This window comes from Pseudomonas sp. 05N434 (assembly GCF_056396965.1).
Window position 1 is genome coordinate 1 of the sequence record NZ_JBFTMK010000588.1, and the last position, 3,033, is coordinate 3,033.

Consider the following 3,033-nt stretch of genomic DNA (forward strand, 5'->3'; position numbering starts at 1 on the left):
GCGCTCGGCTGAGTCCGTCGGCGAAGACGCCATTGAGGTGTCCCGCGAAGAGTTCGAGCGACGCAGAAACAATGGGGATTTCGCGCTTTCGTGGCAGGCCAATGGGCTGGATTACGGTATTCCTGTGCGTATAGACCAGTGGCTCAAGGAAGGACGCGATGTGCTGATCAATGCTTCGCGCGGCCACCTGACAGAAGCGCAACAGCGCTATCCCACGCTGTTGCCGGTGCTGTTGACGGTCAAGGATGACGTTCTGCGAGAGCGCCTGCTACGGCGGGGGCGTGAAAGCCCGGCAGAAATTGAAGCGAGACTGTGCCGCAATGCGCTGTTCACGGCTGACGACACAATCGGTGATACGCAAATCCGTCGACTCGATAACTCCGGCGACCTTGCGGGCACCGTTGCCAGTCTTCTGGAGTTGCTGAGCGTCAGCGCAGAACCGGATCGAACTTGATCTTGCGCCCGGCGATCAGCGCCAGCACGAACAGCGCACTGAACACGCCGCAGGCAATCAGGGGCAGGGTGACGATCGTGTCCTGGACTAATGACAGATGAAGGATGCCACTCAGTAGAGCGAGGATGAGAAACCCTGCGGCTGATTTGGACATGCTGTGCTTCCTGATGAGGTGGTTCAAAATACCAAGCGTTCAAAAGACTGCGTGCGCGGTTGAAGACTTTCCTGGCTCAGCTCTTGGCTGACAAAACTGCGTTGATCGCTCGTGAGTGCCCATTGAGGCGCTTTTTGCAGCTGCAGGTCATGGGGCGTGCGTTGGGCAACCATCGCAGCGTCGTTTGCGGGGAAGAACTGAAAACCCAACAGAACCGCCAGGGCGACTGCATTCGCGACTAAAAGAGCGCTGTTCATGGGGCTGATCTCCTTCGTTCTTTGAGAACAGTCGAAGCAGCCCGCATGCCAAAAGTTTAACGGCTATTAAATCCTTTAAAAACAAAGAATTACGCTATTTTAACAAAATGCCGGCATTGCATTTTGCAATGATGGCATTTTGCGGTGATGCAATTTGCACGGTAAACAAAGCCACGCTACCGTGGGGCGTCTGCCTACACTTAAAAAGCCCTACGGACGACATGACAAAAGCGGGCCTGCCCGTTAACATGCACGCCGTCCATCGCCGCGCATTCCTTGCGCGCGACTTGTGTCTCAGTAGCTCAATTGGATAGAGCATCCCCCTCCTAAGGGGAAGGTTGGCAGTTCGAACCTGCCCTGGGACACCATATAATTCGCGCCTTTCAAGCCATTCTCCTGACAGTTTCATTTTTTCGTGACAGCAGGGTGGCAGCAGAAGGCAAAAAAAAGCCCCACTCAGAATCAATCTGATGGGGCTTTTTAGTACCTACAATTGATCAACCTTTTCCGACCGCCGAGCTGACAGCGGGTTAGGCGGGAGCCTTCTCGTCAATCTCAGTTGTGCTTCCGGGCTCTATTCGAATTTTCAGGTGACCTTGCCCAGCCAGAACCTCAGAGAGGCCTTCCTGTAGCTTCAGCTGCGAATTTGTCATTTCCTCGCTGAAGGGGAAACCGGTCACGTTCATGCTAATCGGTTGATGCCCGGAAAGGACTTCAATTGCGTAGTGCCTTAGCTTTTGCTGGTCGAGCTCAAGATCTGTATGGCCCTTTGGAATGTAGGCTCCGTTTCGTAGAAGGACCCGGTCATACCGAAGATTTAGATCCGTGGCCATTGCACTCAACATTAAAATCAAAAGCTCTTGCTGCTTCTCGACCCACCTTTCCGCATTGCTCTCGTTTATCGTCGAGGTAAGGTGCTCCAGGTAGTCACGCCAGGTATCCAAAACGTCTGTTTCTGAGGCCTTTCGGCGGTTCGAGCGGCCTCCGTTGAACGCGAGATCAATCATGTTCAATGCACGAACATGATCGGGTGAGAGCCTTGCCGCTCGAGTTGCCATCAACGTGCTAAATATCCAGGTTTTTTGGTTTCTGGACTCATTCACGCGCTCAAGATACTTCTGTGCTTGAACCGCTAGGATCGGCCCAAGCAGTGTGGCAACGATCGTACCGATTCYGAAAACCCAGTTTGCTTCCATTCTTTTTTCCGCAAGGTTGGGGAAGATGGCTCGACAGCACTTGCCGAGTAGAGCTCTGAGAATATGTGTATTTTCCATCGCACGCCAAGGCAACCCCAAAAGCACTCAGTTGTGATCTTCCATTTTTACTTTTTAGGCTAAAGCGATTTGATCCCTGATCCTTAGAACGGTAGTGGTCGAACAGTTGGCGTGCCGAGCTGTTGCGCGGATGCCAAGGCCGGCGCCGAGCAGTTCCGTAACGCGCTTGTGCAGATCCTCATCGACCGGCCGACCCTGGTACTTGCCGGCAGCTTTAGCCTTCTCGATACCTTGGGCCTGGCGCTCTCGGCGCTGCTCGTAATCCTTGCGCGCAATGGCGGCCATCATTTCCACCAGCATCGAGTTGATCGCTCCCAGCATCCGCCCGGTGAACTCGTCGCCTTTGGTGTCCTGCATTCCCTGGTGACTGGTTGGCAGATCGATCGCGACGATGCGCAACCCCTTGGAGTCGATCGCAGCCTTGAGCTTCTGCCAGTCTTCTACAGGAAGCCGTGAGAGGCGATCTATCGATTCGACAAGCAGCACGTCACCCTTGCGCGCGTCTTCGAGCAGGCGCAGCAGCTCAGGCCGGTCTGCCGTGGCGCCGCTGGCGTTCTCCAGGTACACACTAGCGATGACCTTGTTATGGTCGGTGGCGAACTGCTCGAGCGATGCCCGGGCGCGGCCCGCGTCCTGCTCTTCGGTCGATGCTCTGAGGTATGCGCGGATGAACATGATGTGCGTCCCGTATCAGTTAAGGTGTCTCACTAATACTGTTGCACTTTGAGTGTTACTTATCAAGCAGGAAGGGCAAATAAACGCAAATTTGCGTGTATCAGCTCAGGCATACCCTTGGCTACCGGTTGGGGACGCTGTAAAGTCAGCTAATCTGTATAAAAAACTGGTTCATATATTTGATATCACGGAAGAGCCTATGATTATCAAGAGTTTTTC

5 protein-coding genes and 1 tRNA gene are annotated in these 3,033 nt (G+C 53.9%); 2 read left to right on the forward strand and 4 right to left on the reverse strand.

What is annotated here, in order from left to right; translation table 11 throughout:
• Positions 1-454: phosphonate metabolism protein/1,5-bisphosphokinase (PRPP-forming) PhnN (gene phnN, locus AC1DLB_RS26335; protein ID WP_477785943.1), on the forward strand; the 454-nt coding region annotated here is incomplete at its 5' end.
• On the opposite strand, the gene AC1DLB_RS26340 is transcribed toward phnN, so the two are convergent.
• Positions 429-608, reverse strand: a complete 180-nt coding sequence (locus AC1DLB_RS26340) for a PA3371 family protein (RefSeq protein WP_018926378.1) — start codon at positions 606-608, stop codon at positions 429-431. The two genes, phnN and AC1DLB_RS26340, sit on opposite strands and share 26 nt — an antisense overlap.
• 23 nt (positions 609-631) lie before the next feature.
• A complete protein-coding gene (locus tag AC1DLB_RS26345; protein ID WP_111454811.1) occupies positions 632-865 on the reverse strand; it encodes a hypothetical protein in 234 nt (77 codons plus the stop codon).
• A 291-nt stretch (positions 866-1,156) separates the two neighbouring features.
• Here AC1DLB_RS26345 and AC1DLB_RS26350 point away from each other — a divergent pair.
• Positions 1,157-1,233, forward strand: a tRNA-Arg gene (locus AC1DLB_RS26350).
• A 162-nt stretch (positions 1,234-1,395) separates the two neighbouring features.
• Here AC1DLB_RS26350 and AC1DLB_RS26355 read toward each other — a convergent pair.
• Both AC1DLB_RS26355 and AC1DLB_RS26360 read right to left on the reverse strand, forming a co-directional pair.
• A complete protein-coding gene (locus AC1DLB_RS26355) occupies positions 1,396-2,061 on the reverse strand; it encodes a DUF6680 family protein (protein ID WP_477785944.1) in 666 nt (221 codons plus the stop codon).
• A 132-nt stretch (positions 2,062-2,193) separates the two neighbouring features.
• Positions 2,194-2,814 carry a recombinase family protein gene (locus AC1DLB_RS26360; protein WP_205890781.1) on the reverse strand — a complete coding sequence of 207 codons (621 nt, stop codon included), beginning with the start codon at positions 2,812-2,814 and terminating at the stop codon, positions 2,194-2,196.
• Between the last annotated feature and the right edge of the window lie 219 nt (positions 2,815-3,033).